Origin of the sequence: Streptomyces sp. NBC_00289, assembly GCF_041435115.1 — a bacterium.
In the GTDB taxonomy this organism is placed as follows: Bacteria; Actinomycetota; Actinomycetes; order Streptomycetales; family Streptomycetaceae; genus Streptomyces.
Window position 1 is genome coordinate 2,509,963 of record NZ_CP108046.1, and the last position, 17,353, is coordinate 2,527,315.

Here is a 17,353-nt window from a genome sequence, read left to right on the forward strand (position 1 = left end):
CGGTTCGTCGGTCGGGGCGGGGCCGGACGGCCCCTCTCCATCGTGCTCCTCCCGTCCGCGATCGGGAATCCGGCATACCACTCTGACTGTCATCACGTTCTGCGATAGCCTGGCGGAGTGTACGACCCGTCCCAGTTGCGTACGTTCCTGGCGGTGGCCCAGACGCTGAGCTTCACGCAGGCCGCCCGGCGGCTCGGGCTGCGCCAGTCGACCGTCAGTCAGCATGTGCGGCGCCTGGAGGACGCCACCGGGCGGCAGTTGTTCACGCGGGACACGCACTCCGTGGAGCTGACGGAGGACGGGGAGGCGATGCTCGGCTTCGCGCGCCGGATCCTGGAGGTGCACGAGCAGGCGTCGGTGTTCTTCACCGGGGCGCGGGTGCGCGGGCGGTTGCGGTTCGGGGCGTCGGAGGACTTCGTGCTGACCCGGCTGCCGGAGATCCTGGAGGGGTTCCGTTACGACCATCCCGAGGTCGACCTGGAGCTGACGGTGGAACTCTCGGGCACCCTGTACGAGCGGCTGGCCGCCGGGAAGCTGGACCTGGTGCTGGCCAAGCGGCGCCCCGGGGATCCGCGCGGGGAGCTGGTGTGGCACGACGGACTGGTGTGGATCGGCGCGGAGCGGCTGCGCCTGGACCCGGACCGGCCGGTTCCGCTGATCGTCTATCCGCCGCCGGGCATCACGCGGGCGCTCGCCCTGGAGGCGCTGGAGCGGCAGGGCCGGGAGTGGCGCGTCGTGTGCACCAGCGGCAGCCTCAACGGTCTGATCGCGGCGGCCCGCGCGGGCCTGGGTGTGATGGCCCACTCGCGGGGCCTGATCCCGCCGGGCCTGGTGCGGGTGCCGGACCGGTCCGGGCTGCCGGAGCTCGGCCGGGTCGACTTCGTGCTCGTCCACGGTCCCCGCCGCACCTCGGCCCAGAGCGCGGCGGACGCCCTGGCGGCGGCGATCCTGGCCGGCGGGGACCGGCTCCAGCGGCGTCAGCGCAGCGGCGGCTGATACGTCAGCTGCTTGACCCGCCGCAAAAACAGTGAGGTCTCCACGTGCTGCACGCCCTCCAGCCGGCCGAGGGGCCCGCTCAGGTAGGCGTACAGGTCCGCCGTGCTTCGGGTGACCGCGGTGGCGATGATGCTGCACGGGCCGGCCGTCGCCGCGGCGTGGGCGATCTCGCCGTGGGTCGCGAGCGCCTCGCCGACGGAGTGGAGGGCGGCGGGCGTGGTGGTGATCCACAGGGCGGCGAGGATCGGGTAGCCGATCGTCTCGGTGTGGTACTCCGCGTCGATGTGGACGGCGCCCGAGCCCAGCAGCGCGGCGAGGCGGCGCTTGACCGCGGACTCGGAGCGGCCGGTGGCGCGCTGGAGTTCCGGACAGGTGGCGCGGCCGTCGCGTTCCAGGACGGCGAGCAGCGGCTCGTCCTCCGGGTCGATACGGACCGGCCCGTGGTGGGACCCGGGACCGGGCCGCAGGGCGGCGGTCTCGTCGGCGGTGAGCGCCCCGAGTTTGCCCAGCCAGCCGTCGGGCCCGCCGTAGAAGCGGTGCAGGCTCTGGTGGGCGCGGATCTCCATCACGCGCGGGGTGCGCGGGAGTTTGCCGAGGAGCAGGTCGTCACGGTCACCGGCGCTGCGCGGTCGGGTGCCGAAGATGATCTCGGTGCCGCCGGAGGCGATGCCGATCCAGCTCGTGTCGGGCCGTTTGGCGAGCGCCTCCGCGATGGCCGGGGCGCTGTCCGGAACGCAGCGCAGGCGCAGGGTCCACTGGTCGTGGCCGAGGCGTTCGGCGTCCCGGACGGCGACGACCCGCAGTCCGCCCTCGGCGCACAGCCTGCGGTAGCGGCGGGCGACGGTCTGGTCGGAGACGCCGAGCACCGCGCCGAGACGGCTGAAGGAGGCCCGGCCGTCGACCTCCAGCGCGTTGAGGAGCCGCAGGTCCAGTTGGTCGAAGGTGGAGGATTCCCGCTCCATGCCGCCCGTCTCTGTCGGATTCCGTCGCCCGGTGGCGTGATACCGCTTCGATCGCCCGGTCGGCGTCCATCGTACGGAGGCATGCGCATTCGGCGCACGGATCGTACGAGGGGGTTTGAGGACATGCGTACATGGGGGCCGTTGACGGCGGTGTGCCTGGGCACGTTCATGTTGCTGCTGGACGTGACGATCGTCGTCGTGGCGCTGCCGGACATGGCGGCGGGGCTGCACGCGTCGCTGAGTGATCTGCAGTGGGTGATGGACGGGTACGCGCTGGCGTTGGCCGCGCTGCTGCTCGGGGCGGGCGCAGCGGCGGACGTGCTGGGGCGGCGGCGGGTGCATGTGGTGGGCGTCGTGCTGTTCGCGGCGGCGTCGCTGTGGTGCGGTGTCGCGACGGGGCCGGCGATGCTGGTCGCCGCGCGGGCGGTGCAGGGTGTGGGCGCGGCGGCGATGTTCGCCACGACGCTGCCCCTGCTGGGCTCGGTCTACCAGGGCAGGCAGCGGTCGGTGGCGCTCGGGGTGTGGGGCGCGGTCAGCGGCGCGGCCGCCGCGGTCGGGCCGGTGCTCGGCGGGCTGCTGACCGACGGGCCCGGCTGGCGCTGGATCTTCTACGTGAACCTGCCGGTGAGTGTGGCCGCGGTCTGGCTGACGCTGCGGGCGGTGCCGGAGTCCCGGGGTCCCGGCGGGCGCCGGATCGACTGGTCGGGGACGGCCACGTTCGCGACGCTGGCCGGCGCGGTGACGTACGGGGCGGTGCGGGCCGGGTCGCACGGCTGGGGCGAGACCGGCACGCTCGGCTCGTTCGCGGTGGCGGTGGTGGCGCTGGCCGGCTTCGTCGTGGTGGAGCGGCGCAGCGCCGATCCGCTGATCGATCCGCGGCTGTTCCTGAAGCCCGGATTCGTCGCGGTGATGGCGGGGGCGCTCGCCTTCAGCGCGGCGGCGTTCGGCGTCCTGCCCTACACCTCGCTGTGGCTGCAGACCCTGCTGGGGATGAGTCCGGTGCGCGGCGGGGTGGTGTTCCTGTGGCTGTCGGTCGCCTCGTTCGTGGTGGCGGCGGCCGGCGGGCGGCTGCTGCACGGGGTGCCGGCACGGATCACCATCGGGGGTGGTCTGCTGCTGATCGGCTCGGGCCAGTTCTGCATGACAGTCCTGGACGCGGGCTCGGGCGCGAGCACGCTGGTTCCCGGGCTGGTGCTGGTGGGGGTCGGTACGGGTCTGGTGTCGCCCGGCATCGCGGGGGCCGCGCTGGCCGCCGTACCGCCGGAGCGGGCGGGTATGGCGGGCGGCGCGGTGAACACCTTCCGGCAGCTCGGCTACGCGCTCGGCATCGCGGTCTTCGGCACCGTCCTGACCTCGCGCATGCAGGACAGCCTGTCGCACGACGCGGCCCACACCCTGGCGGGCGGTGGCGCCGGGGCGCTGCGCGGCGCGTTCTCCGAGCACGCGCTGCGCGCCGCGTTCGCCTCCGGGCTCAACACGGCGGCGGTGGCCGCGGGTGTGGTCGCGACGGTCGCCGGCGCGCTGGTGCTGGTCCTGGTCAAGGCTCCTCCGGCGGCGAAGGACGGTGTGACGCCGGCCGGTCCGCGGACGCTGAAGGAGGAGAGGGCCGCGCCGCGCGGCTGACCGGCGCGAGCGGGGTCGGAAGAGGGCCGGGACGGTGGTCGGGACGGGATCGTGACCAGGGCCGGGGCGCTGTCACCGGGTCGTACAGATTCGGTGGAGATTACGGTCCCGAAACTTACTCAACCGTCAGGTTTGTGTCCGACCCTTCCCCATGTGAGCGCATTGTGCACCCGTGACCAGCGCATACCTGAGCACTGCTCGGTTTCGGCCCCCCTCCCGCCCCGTCCCCGGGTGGGGTAGCTTTCACGGCGCTGAGCGGATTGTCACCCATCGGGCGCTGAGGAGCGGGGAGCGGGGTTTGCGCGAGTTCACCAACCCTCCGTTGGCGTTGGCACCGCCGGTGGGCGGACTGGCCGACGTCGTCTTCCACCATGCCCAGGAGGACCCGCTGCACATCGCGCTCGGCCGCAAGGACGAGGCCGGGCAGTGGCGGGACGTGAGTGCGGCGGAGTTCCGCGACGAGGTCCTCGCCCTCGCCAAGGGCCTGCTCGCGCGCGGCATCCGCTTCGGCGACCGGGTCGCGATCGTGTCCCGTACCCGCTACGAGTGGACGCTCTTCGACTTCGCGCTGTGGACGATCGGCGCCCAGGTGGTGCCGGTCTACCCCACCTCCTCGGCCGAGCAGTGCTTCTGGATGCTGTACGACTCCGAGTGCACGGCCGCCGTGGTGGAGCACGAGGACCACGCCATGACGATCGCCACCGTCATCGACCGGCTGCCGCGGCTGGGGCAGCTGTGGCAGCTGGACTCGGGCGCCCTGCAGGAGCTGTACGACGCCGGAGCCCACCTCGAGGACGAGGTGGTGCACCGCCACCGGCAGGCCGTCACCCCCGACTCGACCGCGACGATCATCTACACCTCCGGCACCACGGGCCGCCCCAAGGGCTGTGTCATCACGCACGGCAACTTCATGTACGAGGCGGACACCGTCATCGAGCGCTGGGAGCCGGTGTTCCACTCCAAGCGGGGCGACGAGGCGGCGACGCTGCTGTTCCTGCCGCTCGCGCATGTCTTCGGGCGGATGGTGCAGGTCGCCGCGATCCGGGGCCGAGTCCGTTTCGGCCACCAGCCGCAGCTGAACGCCGCCGCCCTGCTGCCCGACCTGGCCGCCTTCCGGCCGACGTTCTTCCTCGCGGTGCCGTACATCTTCGAGAAGGTGTTCAACGCGGCCCGCCGCAAGGCCGAGAAGGAGGGCAAGGCGGGGCCGTTCGAGAAGGCCGTCGAGGTCGCGGTGAAGTACGCGGACGCGATGGAGGCGAAGGCCTGGGGCACCGGGCCCGGCCCCTCGGCCGCCCTGCGCATGCAGCACCAGGTCTTCGACAAGCTCGTCTACGCCAAGGTGCGGGCCGCGATGGGCGGCCGGGTGCGGCACGCGATGTCGGGCGGCTCCGCGATGGACCGCCGCCTGGGTCTGTTCTTCGCCGGTGCGGGCGTGCACATCTACGAGGGGTACGGCCTCACCGAGTCGACCGCGGCCGCCACCGCCAACCCGCCCGAGCGCACCCGCTACGGCACGGTCGGCCGGCCGATCCCGGGCATGACCGTGCACATCGCGGACGACGGCGAGATCTGGCTGCGCGGCGACAACATCTTCCAGGGCTACCTCAACAACCAGAAGGCCACCGACGCGACCCTGCACGACGGCTGGCTGGCCACCGGTGACATCGGCGCGCTGGACGAGGACGGCTTCCTGACCATCACCGGCCGCAAGAAGGAGATCCTCGTCACCTCGGGCGGCAAGAGCGTGTCGCCGGGCGTGCTGGAGGAGCGGGTGCGCGATCACCCCCTGGTCGCCCAGTGCATCGTCGTCGGCAACGACCGGCCGTACATCGCGGCCCTGGTCACCCTCGACCAGGAGGCCGTCGAGCACTGGCTGGCGATGCGCGGCAAACCACAGTTGACCCCGTCGGAACTGGTGCGCGACGCCGACCTGGAGACGGAGGTGAGGCGTTCGGTGGTCGCCGCCAACACCCTCGTCTCCCAGGCCGAGTCGATCCGCACGTTCCGCATCCTCGCCCAGCCGTTCACCGAGGAGCACGGTCTGCTGACGCCCTCGCTGAAGCTGAAGCGCAAGGCGATCGAGAACGCGTACGCCGACGAGGTCGAGGCGCTGTACCACGCCTAGGGTTCACCCGGGGCGGTACAGCGCCGGTGCTAGCCGATGTTCACGCGCAGGATCTTGTCCGCGCCGTCCGCGGCACCTCCGTTGTTGTCGCAGTTGGTCGTCGACAGCCACAGCTGGTCGGCGCCCGGCACCTTGGTGACCGTGCGCAGGCGGCCGTAGGTGCCGACGTAGTACGCCGTCGGGGTGCCGACACTCTCGGCGTCCCCGTTGATCGGGATCCGCCACAGGCGTTCGCCGCGCAGGGACGCCATGTAGACGACGTTGCGGACGATGGCGATGCCGCTGGGCGAGGCCTCCGAGACGTTCCAGGTGGCTTTCGGGTTGGTCATCCCGGCGACGGTGCAGGAGCCCTCGCAGGTCGGCCAGCCGTAGTTGGCGCCCGGCTTGATCAGGTTCAGTTCGTCCTTGGCGCTGTTGCCGAACTCCGCTTCCCACAGACGGCCGTTGCGGTCGAAGGCGAGTCCCTGTGGATTGCGGTGCCCGTAGGAGTAGACGTAGCTGCCGAACGGGTTGCCCGGGGCGGGCTTCCCGTCCGTCGTCATGCGCAGGATCTTGCCGTTGAGGGAGCTCTTGTCCTGTGCCAGGTCGGGCGTCTGGGCCTCGCCGGTGGCGGCGTAGAGATAGCCGTCGGGGCCGAAGGCGAGGCGGCCGCCGTTGTGGTAGCGGTTCTTCTTGATGCCCTGGAGCAGGATCGTGTAGTCGCCGAGCCGGGTCCCGTCGTACGTCATGCGGACCACACGGTTGCCCTCGGACGCGGTGTGCATGAAGTAGACGTGGTGGTCGGTCGCCCACCCGGGGCCGACGGCGACGCCGAGGAGCCCGCCCTCGCCGTTGGTGGTGACGGTGTTCGGGACGGTGCCGACCTGGGTGCGGGTCCCGTCCTTGGCGAGCTTCCAGACCCGGAAGTCGTCCCGCTCGGTGACCACTGCGGTCTTGCCGTCGGGCAGCCAGTTGATGCCCCACGGGATGGTCCAGCCGGTGGAGAGCGTCGAGACCGAGGACGGTACCCCGCCGTCGGTCGCACACGCCTTGGTGGTGAAGGTGACGGTGTTGCTGGGCTGGGAGAGGTTGCCGGCCGCGTCGCGGGCGACGACGTTCAGCGTGTACGGGCTGTCGCAGGCGAGCCCGGTGAGCGTGGCCGACGTACCGCTCGTGACGGAGGTGTAGACCGTGCTGTCGCTGCGCACGTCGTAGGCGGCGACCGCCCGGTCGTCCGTCGAGGCGCCCCAGCTCAGACCGGCGCTGTTCGCCGTGATGCCGGCGACGGACAGCGTTCCCGGCTTCGTCGGCGGGCTGGTGTCGGAGCTGGGCTTGGTGGTGCAGTCGACGACGGGGCTGGCGGCGGACGTGTTGCCGGCCGCGTCGCGGGCGATGACGGTCAGGTTGTAGGTGGTGGCGGGGGTCAGACCAGTCAGCGCCTTCGAGGTCGAACTCCCGGGCGCCTCACCGATCTTGTTGCCGTGTTCGTAGAGGTCGTACGCCGTGACGCCCACGTTGTCCGTCGAGGCGCCCCAGGCCAGCGTGAGCCCGTCCTCGCCGAGGTCCGGGCAGGTGGGCCGGCCGGGGCTGGTCGGGGCCTGGGTGTCGGTGGCCGCGCCGACACCGACGCGGTCGAGGTTGGGGCCACCCTCGGCGGTGGCGGCGGTCGCGCGGATCGTGCCCAAGCCCGCGCCCAGCGGGACGTTCACCGTCCTGGTGGCCCAGGTGTTCCAGTCGGCGGTGGCCGGGAAGGAGACGCCGGAGGCGACGACCGTGCCGCCCACGGAGATGTCCATGGGCCGGTCGGCGGAGGTGCCGTTGGCGTACCTGAAGGTGATCGCGGAGGTGCCCGCGGAGGCCGCGCTCACCGTGAACTCGACGTAGGAGCCTTTGACGTTGGTGTAGTCGACGAACCCCGTGCCGGTGTAGCCGGTGTGGTTGGTGGCCACGGTGCCCTGGGAGATCCGGGCGTCCTCGGCCTGGTAGTCGGTGGCGGCGTGGGCGCTGCCCCGGCTCAGCCCCACGAGCGGCAGGGCGAGGGCCACGGCGAGGCCGTACGGCAGAACTCTTCCGAGATGCATGGCTGTTCCCCTCAGCCCGTGTGCCGGGTGACGATGTCGAGGTGGCCGTACGGCTGCCGGCCGGCGGACCGGTGGGTGAGGCGGCTCGCGGAGTTGACGGGCTTCACCCGGATCAGGCGGGTCTCGCCCGGCCGCAGTGTCGCGCTGTAGGAGTCCGCGATCACGCCTTTGTGGGAGCCCGACCACAGGTCCGTGACGTCACCGGACCCGGTGAAGCCGACCTGCGGCCAGGTCACCCGCACCGTCGCGCTGCCGGACGTGCCGGTGTTGAACAGGGCCACGACGTACTGCCCGTCGCTCTCCTTCTTGCTGAAGACCTGCTGCACACCGCTGTTGACGACGCGTCTGGCGGCCACCCCGTCCTGGTCGACGCCGATCAGCCGGTCGTTGGTCAGCATCGCCCTGTCGACGGAGTCGAGGTGGGTGAGGTCGGTGCCGAGCAGCAGCGGCGAGGCGGCCATCGCCCAGAGGGTGAAGTGGGACCGGCGCTGGTCGGCGGTGAGGCCCACCTGGTCGCCGTTGCCGAGCTCCAGCGAGTCCAGGTCGTTCCAGCCACCGGGACCGGCGTGCGGCTGCCAGGACGCGGCGGTGCCGAAGCGGGCGGAGACGTGGGACCAGTCGGTCAGCGGATAGCCGCTGCCGTTGGCGCCCGGTCCGCAGTAGCACTCGACGTCGCCCTGGGTGCGCCAGCTGTTGGCGAGCTGACGCCAGGTGGCGGCGTCCGCGATCGGAAGGTTGTTGGACAGCGCGTAGTTGACGGGCCGTCCGGTGGCGCGCAGGGCCTTGTCCCAGGCCTGTACGTCGGGGATGTCCTGGCTGCCCACCCCGTCGATCTTCAGGTAGTCGACCCCCCAGGAGGCGAACTGCCGGGCCCACGAGTTCACGAACTCCTGCGCGCCGGGCTTCCCGTAGTCGATGTAGTACATGTTCTTGCAGTTGTAGTTCTTCTCGGTCTTCGAGGTGTCCGCGATGTCCTTGGCGTGGTACGAGGTCCCCTCGATCGGGGTGTTCTTGATGACGGCGTTCCTGGCGATGCCGGGCGTGACGTAGAAGCCGAACTTCAGGCCCTTGGAGTGGACGTAATCGGCCAAGGCCCTGATGCCGCCAGGGAACTTGGCCGCGTCCACGGTCCAGCGGCCGTAGGAGTCGACGACGAAGCCGTTGTCGTCGCACTTCTGCCAGAAGTCGTCGAGGTTGACGTACACGAAGCCGTGGTCCTTGAGGCCGGTCGACACCAGGGCGTCGGCCTGCGCCTTCAGCTTCGCCTCGGTGGGGGTGCGGCGTACGAAGCTCCAGCTGCTCCAGCCCATGGCGGGGCGCAGCGACTGGCCGTTGTCGGAGGCGGCCGCCGGGCGGGCGCCGGCAAGGAGTGGGATCGCCGAGGCGATCAGCAGTCCGATCACGGCCACGACCAGTGATCTGACGCGGGTGATACCCGTCATGACTGTCCCCCGTTCAGTGGAGTCGGGTAGGAGGTGCCGATCCACGCCTCGTCGATCCGCAGCCGCTTGTAGCGGGTCGTGTCGGTGGAGGCGGCCCAGGTGGAGTCGACCTCGAGGCGGACGTAGCGGGCGTCGACGGCCGTGAGGTCGATTCCCTGTATTCCACGCCGGCTTGCCAGCCGGCCTGTCTTCACGGCGCCGCCCCAGGTCGAGCCGTCGTTGCTGACGAACACCTTGTAGTCCTTGATCCGCGCCGACTGCTCGGTGTCCGAGCGGGCGTACGCGACGGAGTCCTCGCGCTGGTTGAGCCCGATGTACTGGGCCTTCTTGGCCGAGCCGAGGTCGAAGGTGAGGCTGACCGGCAGGGTCTTGCCGTTGTCCCAGTAGGTTCCGTAGGCGCCGTCACCCGCCGCCGGACCGCCGTGGCCGCTCGCCGACGCGCTCGCGCTCACCGTGACGCCGGCGAGGACGCCCTGCCGGCCGGCCGTGGTGACCTTGAAGACGGTGTCGTACGGGTCCCAGCCGCCGAGGCCGCTCAGGGTCAGTACGCCGCCCGACTGCGACCAGGAGACCGCCGCTCCGGTACGGAGGTCGGTGACGGCGGAGATGCGGTAGCCGTTGTCCCGGATGCGCAGCACGTCCGTGCTGGGCGGGGTCAGGACGTGCACGTACTGGCGGTTGGGGTCGGTCTTGGCGACGGTGGTGACGCCGTGGGCTCCGTCGTTCCAGAAGCCGGGTTTCAGACCGCCGTACAGGTAGCCGCCGCCCTCGGTGCCGTGCAGGGACTCCCAGATGGGGTCGAGGTAGGAGTCGGCGAAGGTGTTGAAGGAGGCCTGGTTGGCCGGGAATCTGCCGTTGACCTGGGCGGTCTCGGCCATCAGTGCCTTCACGGAGGAGCCGGCGTTGGTGACGAGCCGGCCGAGGGTGAGCATACGGTCGACGGAGGGGTCCGAGCCGTCGTACCACCAGGCGCCGGACGAGGGGAGCTTGAAGTCGGCTTCGGTCAGCCGGGGCTGTGCGGTGTATACAGCCTGCGGGTAATCGTATGCGGGCGACATTCCCGTCTTCTGCTCGTTGCTGATCATGTCCATGATCGGCGTGTCCTCGTTGTTGTTGCTGAGGGTGTAGCCCGGCCGCTTCTGCTGGATCTGCGCGTAGAGGTCGTGGCTCTCCCAGTACGCGTTGTCGTTGTCGATCCAGAAGCCGCCGAGGTCCGGATAGCGGTCCATGACCTCGAAGAAGTTGTCGTAGCCGAACCGCCCGAAGCCCTCTCGGGTGGTCAGGTCGACGTTCGTGCCCTTGTAGGCCGAGTACGCGGACGAGTCGAGCCACTCGTGGCCGCCCTCGTCGTGCCACTGGGGATCGTCGGTCATGTACAGGATGACCTTCAGCCCCTTGGCCTTCGCGGCGGTGATCAGCTCGCCGACGAAGTCCCGCTTGGTGGAGCAGGAGCCCGGGATCCTGGACGGCCAGGGGCGGGCGTAGCCCAGGCGGCTGTGGAAGGTGGCGAGGACGAGGTACTGCGTGTGCAGTTTCTGCGCCTCCTTCACCCAGTAGTCGGGCGTCCAGCCGCCGCCGGTGACGTCGTTCTCCCAGGCGGTGCAGCTGGTGTGGGCGGGCGCGGTGCGCAGGCCCCAGTGCAGGAAGAGGCCGCCGACGGAGGCGCGCAGGAAGTCCTGGCGGGGATTGTCCAGGTCGAGTGGCCCGGCCGCCGCGGTGCCGCAGTCCTCGCTCGACCCGACGGCCGACACCCGCGGTGCGCCGCCGGAGGTGGTGTGACTGTCCGTCAGGCAGTACCCGGTGACGTTCTGGAAGCCCGCGTCGAACGGCGCGTCGGTGCCGCGACCGGCGGTGAACCGGGTGAAGCGGATGCCGTCGGCCGCGTTGGCGATGACGGCCGGCCGGCCGTCGTTCGCGGCGAACTTCACCGAGCTGTCGGTGAACCGCACGTGGTCCGCGTTGTGGAGGTACCAGCCGTAGGCCGGGCGGGTGCCGATGGTCTTGGGGTTGTAGTCGTTCGGGTCGTTGCCGGGGACCGCGGTGGACATGGTGCCGTTGCCGCCCGGGACCGTGATGTCGACGTTCGTGAAGGTGACGCCGTCGATGCGGTGGCCGGTCTCGCCCCACAGGGTCGGGCTGAAGGAGGGGCTGCTGCCGGTGGCGGTGATGTTGTCGTAGGTGATGTCGCTGATCGATCCGACACCGGGGCTGTTGCCGCAGCGTTTGCGGGTACCGATCTTCTGCATGATCGGTGAGTGGACGTTCGTCATCGTGATGTCGCGGTAGTGGACGTCCGAGATGTTCGCGCCGTCCATCGACACCATGCCGAGGCCCGACTTGTCGGCGCCCTCGATGCGGATGTTCTCGAACCGGTAGTCGGAGAAGTCGCCGCAGGTCTCGGAGCCGAACATCAGCGCGTTGCAGCAACGGGCCGACAGATAGCTGTCGTTGACGCGGACCTGGCCGTTGGCCAGCTTGGCGCCGAGGGCGTAGTCGCTCTTGAAGACCAGGGCGTCGTCGTTGGCCTTGATGGAGGCGTCGGTGATCGTGACGCCGGTCGTGGAGATGATGTTCCAGCCGTCGCGGTCGCTCGCGGTGTCGATGGTCAGGCGGTCGGAGGTGACGTTCCGGCAGCCGTTGATCAGGGCGGCGAAGTGACCGCCACGGCGGAGCGTGAGGCCGTCACCGATCCGGAGTCCGTCGCACCGGGTCAGCGAGATGATCTTGTCGGCCTCGCCGGACTTCGGGTTCCCGGTGATCAGGTTGCCCATGCCGTCGATGACGCCCTCGCCGACGAACCCGATGTCGGTCAGCCGGTCGCCGTGGATCATCGCGTCGCGGAAGTGGCTGTGTCCGTAGTCCTGGTAGGCGTCGTACGGGTTGGACTCGGCCTTGTCGTAGGTGTCCGCGCTGGAGCCCTGGATCGTGGCGCCCTTGTCGACCTGGAGCGTCACATGGCTCTTCATGTGGATGGTGTTCTTGGACTTGTAGGTGCCGGACCGGAAGCGGACCGTGCCGGCGCCGGCCGAACTCGCGGCGTCGATCGCCTTGTTGACGGCGGGGGTGTCGTTGGTGGAGCCGTCGCCCTTGGCGCCGTAGTCACGCACGTCGAAGACGGCGGCCGCGCGCGGGGCGGGAGACGGGACGGAGGGCGGGGCCGCGAGGGCCACGGGCTGGGTGAGTCCGAGGACGACGGCGAGGACGAACAGGACGATCGCCCCTGCCCTGCGCCCGGAAACGGTGGGGGGTTTCACGGTGACGGCTCCTCAACCGAGCTGGTAGCCGCGAAGGTTGGTGAGCAGGAGGTAGGTGTCCTGCAGAGAGCCGGAGGTGTCGCCGAGGGAGCGGTAGATGCCCCACTTCGGGCGCACCCGGTCGGCCAGGAAGGTGTCGACACCGGTCTTCGACGCGTCGATGACGGTCGAACCGCCGCTCTTGAGGATCCAGCGGACCGAGCCCGCCGAGCCGTTGCCGACCTTGATCTGGAAGTCGACGTCGGTCCACTTGTCGTGCAGGGGGTCGAGGTCGGTGCGGCCGACGAGGATGTCGTCGATGGCGAGCTTCAGCTCGATGGTCTGTTTGCCGTTCACCCGGCGCAGCGACTGCACGACGATCGGGGAGGTGCCGCTCCCGGGCTGCTTCATCTGCATGATGTGCGTGAAGGTGGTGGTCGCCTTCAGGGAGCTCGGGATGTACATCGAGTACGTGACGCGCCAGGTCTGGCCCGAGGTCCACTTGAGGTAGTTGCTGCCGCTGCCGTTGCGCAGTCCGGTGACCTCCTGGCGCTGGCGGTCGGTGGACGTGTCGCGGTCGACGGTGTGCATGGTGAAGCGCCAGTTGTTGCCGGTGGCGTAGATGTGCGGGTGCCCGGCGGGGTGCGAGTCCGCGCGGTCGTCCTCGATCGTCTCGAAGGCGCCGAGGCCGTCTCCGCTCGCGGACGGGGCCCACTTCTGCTGCCAGGAGGCGGCCTGGGCCGTGGTCGCGGCCGGCAGGCCGACCGCGGCTGCCGCCGCGCCGCCGAGTGCGGCGCCGAACAGCGCCCTTCTGGATGTGCTCATGACACTAATCACCTCGCAGTTGTTCGTTCATGATCAGGAAGGCACCCAGGCCGTGGAAGTCGTTCGTGGCCCGGCCGCGGGCGGCGTAGTAGGCGTAGTCGCCGACGTTCGTGCCGACGGAGATGTCGGCGAGCTCGGTCCGGCCGTCCGCGCCGGTCGAGAGTTTGGCCAGGACGCCCTGGTAACCCCGCCGGGCGACGGCCGCGTAGTGCGGGTCGAGGTAACCGCGCTGGGCGCCACGCGAGAGGGCGTAGGTGAACATGCTGGAGCAGGACGTCTCGGTCCAGTTGTCCTCGCGCCCGCCCTTGTCGATCACCTGGAACCAGCGTCCGGTCGCCGGGTCCTGGTATCTCTCCAGACCGGTGGCCAACTTCCTCAGAATTCCGAGGAGTTGCGCCCGGCGCGGATGGCTCGCGGGGATCGCGTCCAGGACGTTGACGATCGCCATGGAGTACCAGCCGACCGCACGGCACCAGTGCTCGGGGGCGAGCCCGGTCTGCGGATCGGCCCAGCCCACGCTCTTCGACTCGTCGTAGGCGTGCCGGAGCAGTCCGTTCGCGACCTGCAGATGACTGCCGTAGACGAGAAGCTGCTGCGCGGCCTCGTCGTTCGCGTAGGCGCTGTCGCCGAACTCCCTGCCGTACTCGACCAGGAACGGGTTCACCATGTAGACGCCGTCGGCCCAGAGTTGGTGGGCGCGACTGGCGGTGTCGGCGTGCCAGAAGCCGCCGTCGGCCGTGCGGGGATAGGTGTTCAGACGGTCGCGGATCTTCTTCGCCGCCCTGCGGTAGCGGTCCTGGCCCGTCTCGTGGTGCAGGATCACCAGCAGCCGGCCGGCCTGCATGCTGTCCAGGCTGTTGAAGGACTGCTCGATCGTGCCGTCGCTCTTCACGAAGCGGTCGACGTAGTCCTTGATGTAGGCGAGGTAGCGGGCTTCGTGGGTGCGCCGGTAGGTGAGGTACTGGCCGTAGAGGTAGAGGCCGACCGGGTACGACCAGCCGCCGATGGTGCTCGGGGTGTAGCGGGCCGTGGTCGAGTCGACGACGGCGACGGACCGGTCGGGGGCGGCGGCCGGGCGGCTCGCGGGCAGCGCGCTCGCTGCGGCGGCCGGGGGTGGGACGGCCGCCGGCAGAGCGGACAGGGTGACGGCGGCCAGGGCGGCGGCCGTCAGCGCCGGGGACAGGCGTCGGCGTCTCATGCTCCTCCCTCTCGACAGGGGGCGGGGACCTTGCCGGACCTTTTCATCGGATGTCTGGTGAACGAGATCTTCCGCCTACGGGGTCGGGGTCATGGTCTTGTTCAGAAGCGCGGACCTGCTTTCCGGAGCGGGGTGGGTACGGAAAGACCAGGCCAGCTCGGTACTCGTCATGTGTTCACATGGATGCACCGAGTTCAGTCACTCGTTCGACAGCGCCATACAGAGTTGCGTCATGATGCGTCGGGGTCAATGGTCCGGACCGATGACGTCGGATGCATTTCCGGCCAATCTCGCGTCCCCGGCACTGACCGGCCGGTCAGTCCCGACGGAATCCGCGGTCAGGAATGCATCACGGCCTGTGATCGTTGACTATGGGGCGTACACCCGACGACAACCGTAAGGATCAAGAGCTCGTGAGTAGCAAGGTCCCCCCGATCACCCTCAACAACGGCATCGAGATGCCCCAGCTGGGCTTCGGCGTCTGGCAGGTGCCGGACGACGAGGCGGAGCAGGCGGTCGCCACCGCGTTGGAGACCGGGTACCGCAGCATCGACACAGCGGCGATCTACGGCAACGAAGAGGGCACCGGCAAGGCCATCGCCGCCTCCGGCGTGCCCCGCGAGGACGTGTTCGTCACCACCAAGCTCTGGAACACCGACCAGGGCTACGACAGCACCCTGCGGGCGTTCGACACCTCGCTGGAGAAGCTCGGCCTGGACTACGTCGACCTGTACCTGATCCACTGGCCGGCGCCGGAGCGCGACAAGTACGTCGACACCTACAGGGCGTTCGAGAAGCTCCACGCCGACGGGCGTGTCCGCGCGATCGGTGTCTCCAACTTCGAGCCGGAGCACCTGAAGCGGCTCATCGCCGAGACGTCGATCGTCCCGGCGGTCGACCAGATCGAGCTGCACCCGCACCTCCAGCAGCGTGCGGCCCGTGAGTACCACGCGGAGCAGGGCATCGCGACCGAGGCCTGGTCGCCGCTCGGCTCCGGCAAGGGCCTCCTGGAGGTCCCGGCGATCGTCGCCATCGCCCAGAAGCACGGCCGCACCCCGGCCCAGGTGGTGCTGCGCTGGCACCTCCAGCTCGGCAACGTCGTGATCCCGAAGTCCGTGACGCCGTCCCGGATCAAGGAGAACATCGAGGTCTTCGACTTCAGCCTGGACGACGAGGACCTCGCGGCGATCAGCGCGCTGAACGAGGACCGTCGGCTGGGCCCCGACCCGTCGACGTTCAACGCGGGCTGACAGCAGCACCGATCGAGGCCGCTCACCCTCCGGGGCGGGCGGCCTCGGCCGTGCTCCCCACCGGACGCGGAGACGGCCCCGCGACGGTCGGCCGAGTTTCCGTGCGACACGCGTCGAGGGCTTGACGCGGACATGCGGACGGGGCCACCTTGTACGGCAACCCAGTAAGGAAACTTTCCTAACAGAAGGGTTCCCCCACCGTGCGCATACGAACACTGACCCTCGCCGCGGCCTCCGGGGCCGTACTCCTCGCCGCCGGCGTGCTGCCCGCACAGGCGTCCGGCACCGCGGGACCGGCGTCCACCCAGGAGGGCTCGGTCAGCGCGGCCGACCTGCTCGCCAAGGTGACGTCCTGTCAGCAGATCTCGAACGGCAAGTACCGCACCGACGAGGAGACGTCGGCCACCGTCCCCGTGTGCGGCAAGAACGGCGCGGTGTTCTGGAAGGCCGACATGGACATCGACTGCGACGGACAGCGCACCTCGAAGTGCAACGAGGACACCGACCCCTGGTACCAGGACGACACGGCGTTCCACCAGTCCAACGGCAAGCCCCTCAAGGCCGACTCACTGCCGTACGTCGTCGTGCCCAGCTCCAGCAGCACCTGGAACTACTCCGGCGCGGGCATCAAGGGCGGCGGCGTGGTCGCCGTGATCTACAACGGCAAGGTCGAGTACGCCGTCGTCGGCGACACCGGCCCCACGAAGATCATCGGCGAGGCCTCGTACGCCACCGCCCAGGCCCTCGGCATCGACAGCAACCCGGAGACCGGCGGCACCGACTCGGGCGTGACCTACATCCTGTTCAAGAACTCCCAGGTCTCCCCCATCGAGAGCCACAGCGCGGCGGTCACCCTCGGCGACCGGCTGGCGAAGCAGTTCCTGCAGAACAACTGAGGTAACAGGCAGGTCAGTTGGGCTGTCCGAGCGGCCGTACGACGACGGTGTTGACGTCGACGCCGTCGGGCTGCCGGATGGCCCACACGACCGAGTCGGCGATCTGGTCGGCGGTCAGGAGACGGCCCGGGGGCAGGCTGCCGGTGCTGTCCCAGAACGGCGTCTCCACCCGGCCCGGCGCGACCAGGGTCACCCCGATGCCGAACTCCGTGACCTGACGCCGGGTGTTCTCGGCGAGACCGGTCACCGCCCACTTCGTCGCCCCGTAGAGGTTGCCGGGCGTGGGCACGAAACCGGCGACACTGCCGATGAGGACGATCCGTCCGCGGCTCTCGCTGAGCGCGTCCACGGAGGCGCGGATCAGCAGCGCCGGACCGAGCACGTTCGTCAGCACCATCTCGGTCCACCCGGCGGGGTCACCGTCGGCGACCGAGTCGTGGGTGGCGAACCCGGCGTTGGCGACGACGGTGTCCAGTCGACCGAAGTCCTTGAGTGTACGGTCGACCGCCGACTGTATGTCGGCGTACTCGGCCGCGTTCCCGACGAGCGTCAACAGGCCCTCGGGGTTGCCGAGTTCCTCGGCGAAGGCGCGCAGCCGCGCCTCGCCGCGGCCGGTGACGGCCACCCGCTGTCCGGCGTCGAGCAGGTGCCGCGCGACGGCGGCACCGATGCCGCTGCCACCACCGGTGATGAGTGCGACCGGAGAGTCGGTCATGGTTTCCCCCTGTGCTCGGTCGGAACAA

Annotated in this window: 12 protein-coding genes; 5 read left to right on the top strand and 7 right to left on the bottom strand. The window is 70.1% G+C overall.

Annotated elements, in window-relative coordinates; translation table 11 throughout:
* Positions 1–117 precede the first annotated feature (117 nt).
* A complete protein-coding gene (locus tag OG985_RS11785; protein WP_371668244.1) occupies positions 118–996 on the top strand; it encodes a LysR substrate-binding domain-containing protein in 879 nt (292 codons plus the stop codon).
* Here the strand turns inward: OG985_RS11785 and OG985_RS11790 are convergent.
* The gene (locus tag OG985_RS11790) at positions 978–1,958 is read right to left on the bottom strand and encodes an Lrp/AsnC family transcriptional regulator (RefSeq protein ID WP_371668245.1); all 981 of its coding nucleotides are present in this window, start codon (positions 1,956–1,958) and stop codon (positions 978–980) included. The genes OG985_RS11785 and OG985_RS11790 overlap by 19 nt on opposite strands.
* A 123-nt stretch (positions 1,959–2,081) precedes the next feature.
* Between OG985_RS11790 and OG985_RS11795 the strand changes: the two genes are divergently transcribed.
* Together OG985_RS11795 and OG985_RS11800 are read left to right on the top strand one after the other, a co-directional pair.
* Positions 2,082–3,581 carry an MFS transporter gene (locus tag OG985_RS11795; protein WP_371668246.1) on the top strand — a complete coding sequence of 500 codons (1,500 nt, stop codon included), beginning with the start codon at positions 2,082–2,084 and terminating at the stop codon, positions 3,579–3,581.
* 298 nt (positions 3,582–3,879) lie between these two features.
* Complete coding sequence (locus OG985_RS11800) at positions 3,880–5,706, top strand: long-chain fatty acid--CoA ligase (protein WP_371668247.1); 1,827 nt, start codon at positions 3,880–3,882, stop codon at positions 5,704–5,706.
* A gap of 29 nt (positions 5,707–5,735) precedes the next feature.
* Here the strand turns inward: OG985_RS11800 and OG985_RS11805 are convergent, their stop codons facing one another.
* The 5 genes from OG985_RS11805 to OG985_RS11825 are packed head-to-tail and all read right to left on the bottom strand — an operon-like array spanning position 5,736 to position 14,464.
* Positions 5,736–7,766 carry a PQQ-dependent sugar dehydrogenase gene (locus OG985_RS11805; RefSeq protein WP_371668248.1) on the bottom strand — a complete coding sequence of 677 codons (2,031 nt, stop codon included), beginning with the start codon at positions 7,764–7,766 and terminating at the stop codon, positions 5,736–5,738.
* A gap of 11 nt (positions 7,767–7,777) precedes the next feature.
* Entirely contained in the window at positions 7,778–9,208 is a 1,431-nt protein-coding gene (locus OG985_RS11810) for a glycoside hydrolase family 27 protein (RefSeq protein WP_371668249.1), read from the bottom strand.
* Complete coding sequence (locus OG985_RS11815) at positions 9,205–12,462, bottom strand: glycosyl hydrolase family 28 protein (RefSeq protein ID WP_371668250.1); 3,258 nt, start codon at positions 12,460–12,462, stop codon at positions 9,205–9,207. The genes OG985_RS11810 and OG985_RS11815 overlap by 4 nt, the downstream gene beginning before the upstream one ends.
* A gap of 12 nt (positions 12,463–12,474) precedes the next feature.
* Entirely contained in the window at positions 12,475–13,266 is a 792-nt protein-coding gene (locus OG985_RS11820) for a Tat pathway signal sequence domain protein (RefSeq protein ID WP_371668251.1), read from the bottom strand.
* 4 nt (positions 13,267–13,270) lie between these two features.
* Positions 13,271–14,464, bottom strand: coding sequence for a glycoside hydrolase family 105 protein (locus OG985_RS11825; protein WP_371668252.1), 1,194 nt, complete (start codon positions 14,462–14,464; stop codon positions 13,271–13,273).
* A 413-nt stretch (positions 14,465–14,877) separates the two neighbouring features.
* Here OG985_RS11825 and OG985_RS11830 point away from each other — a divergent pair, with 413 nt between their 5' ends.
* Together OG985_RS11830 and OG985_RS11835 are read left to right on the top strand one after the other, a co-directional pair.
* Positions 14,878–15,714, top strand: coding sequence for an aldo/keto reductase (locus OG985_RS11830; RefSeq protein ID WP_371668253.1), 837 nt, complete (start codon positions 14,878–14,880; stop codon positions 15,712–15,714).
* Between the two features lie 200 nt (positions 15,715–15,914).
* A complete protein-coding gene (locus tag OG985_RS11835; RefSeq protein ID WP_371668254.1) occupies positions 15,915–16,610 on the top strand; it encodes a glycoside hydrolase family 75 protein in 696 nt (231 codons plus the stop codon).
* A 13-nt stretch (positions 16,611–16,623) separates the two neighbouring features.
* Here the strand turns inward: OG985_RS11835 and OG985_RS11840 are convergent, their stop codons facing one another.
* Positions 16,624–17,325, bottom strand: a complete 702-nt coding sequence (locus tag OG985_RS11840; RefSeq protein WP_371668255.1) for an SDR family oxidoreductase — start codon at positions 17,323–17,325, stop codon at positions 16,624–16,626.
* Between the last annotated feature and the right edge of the window lie 28 nt (positions 17,326–17,353).

Coding starts and splice junctions, on each gene's coding strand:
- OG985_RS11790 (WP_371668245.1), bottom strand. CDS start 1,958: ATGGAGCGGGAATCCTCCACCTTCGACCAACTGGACCTGCGGCTCCTC.
- OG985_RS11795 (WP_371668246.1), top strand. CDS start 2,082: ATGCGTACATGGGGGCCGTTGACGGCGGTGTGCCTGGGCACGTTCATG.
- OG985_RS11805 (WP_371668248.1), bottom strand. CDS start 7,766: ATGCATCTCGGAAGAGTTCTGCCGTACGGCCTCGCCGTGGCCCTCGCC.
- OG985_RS11810 (WP_371668249.1), bottom strand. CDS start 9,208: ATGACGGGTATCACCCGCGTCAGATCACTGGTCGTGGCCGTGATCGGA.
- OG985_RS11820 (WP_371668251.1), bottom strand. CDS start 13,266: ATGAGCACATCCAGAAGGGCGCTGTTCGGCGCCGCACTCGGCGGCGCG.
- OG985_RS11825 (WP_371668252.1), bottom strand. CDS start 14,464: ATGAGACGCCGACGCCTGTCCCCGGCGCTGACGGCCGCCGCCCTGGCC.
- OG985_RS11840 (WP_371668255.1), bottom strand. CDS start 17,325: ATGACCGACTCTCCGGTCGCACTCATCACCGGTGGTGGCAGCGGCATC.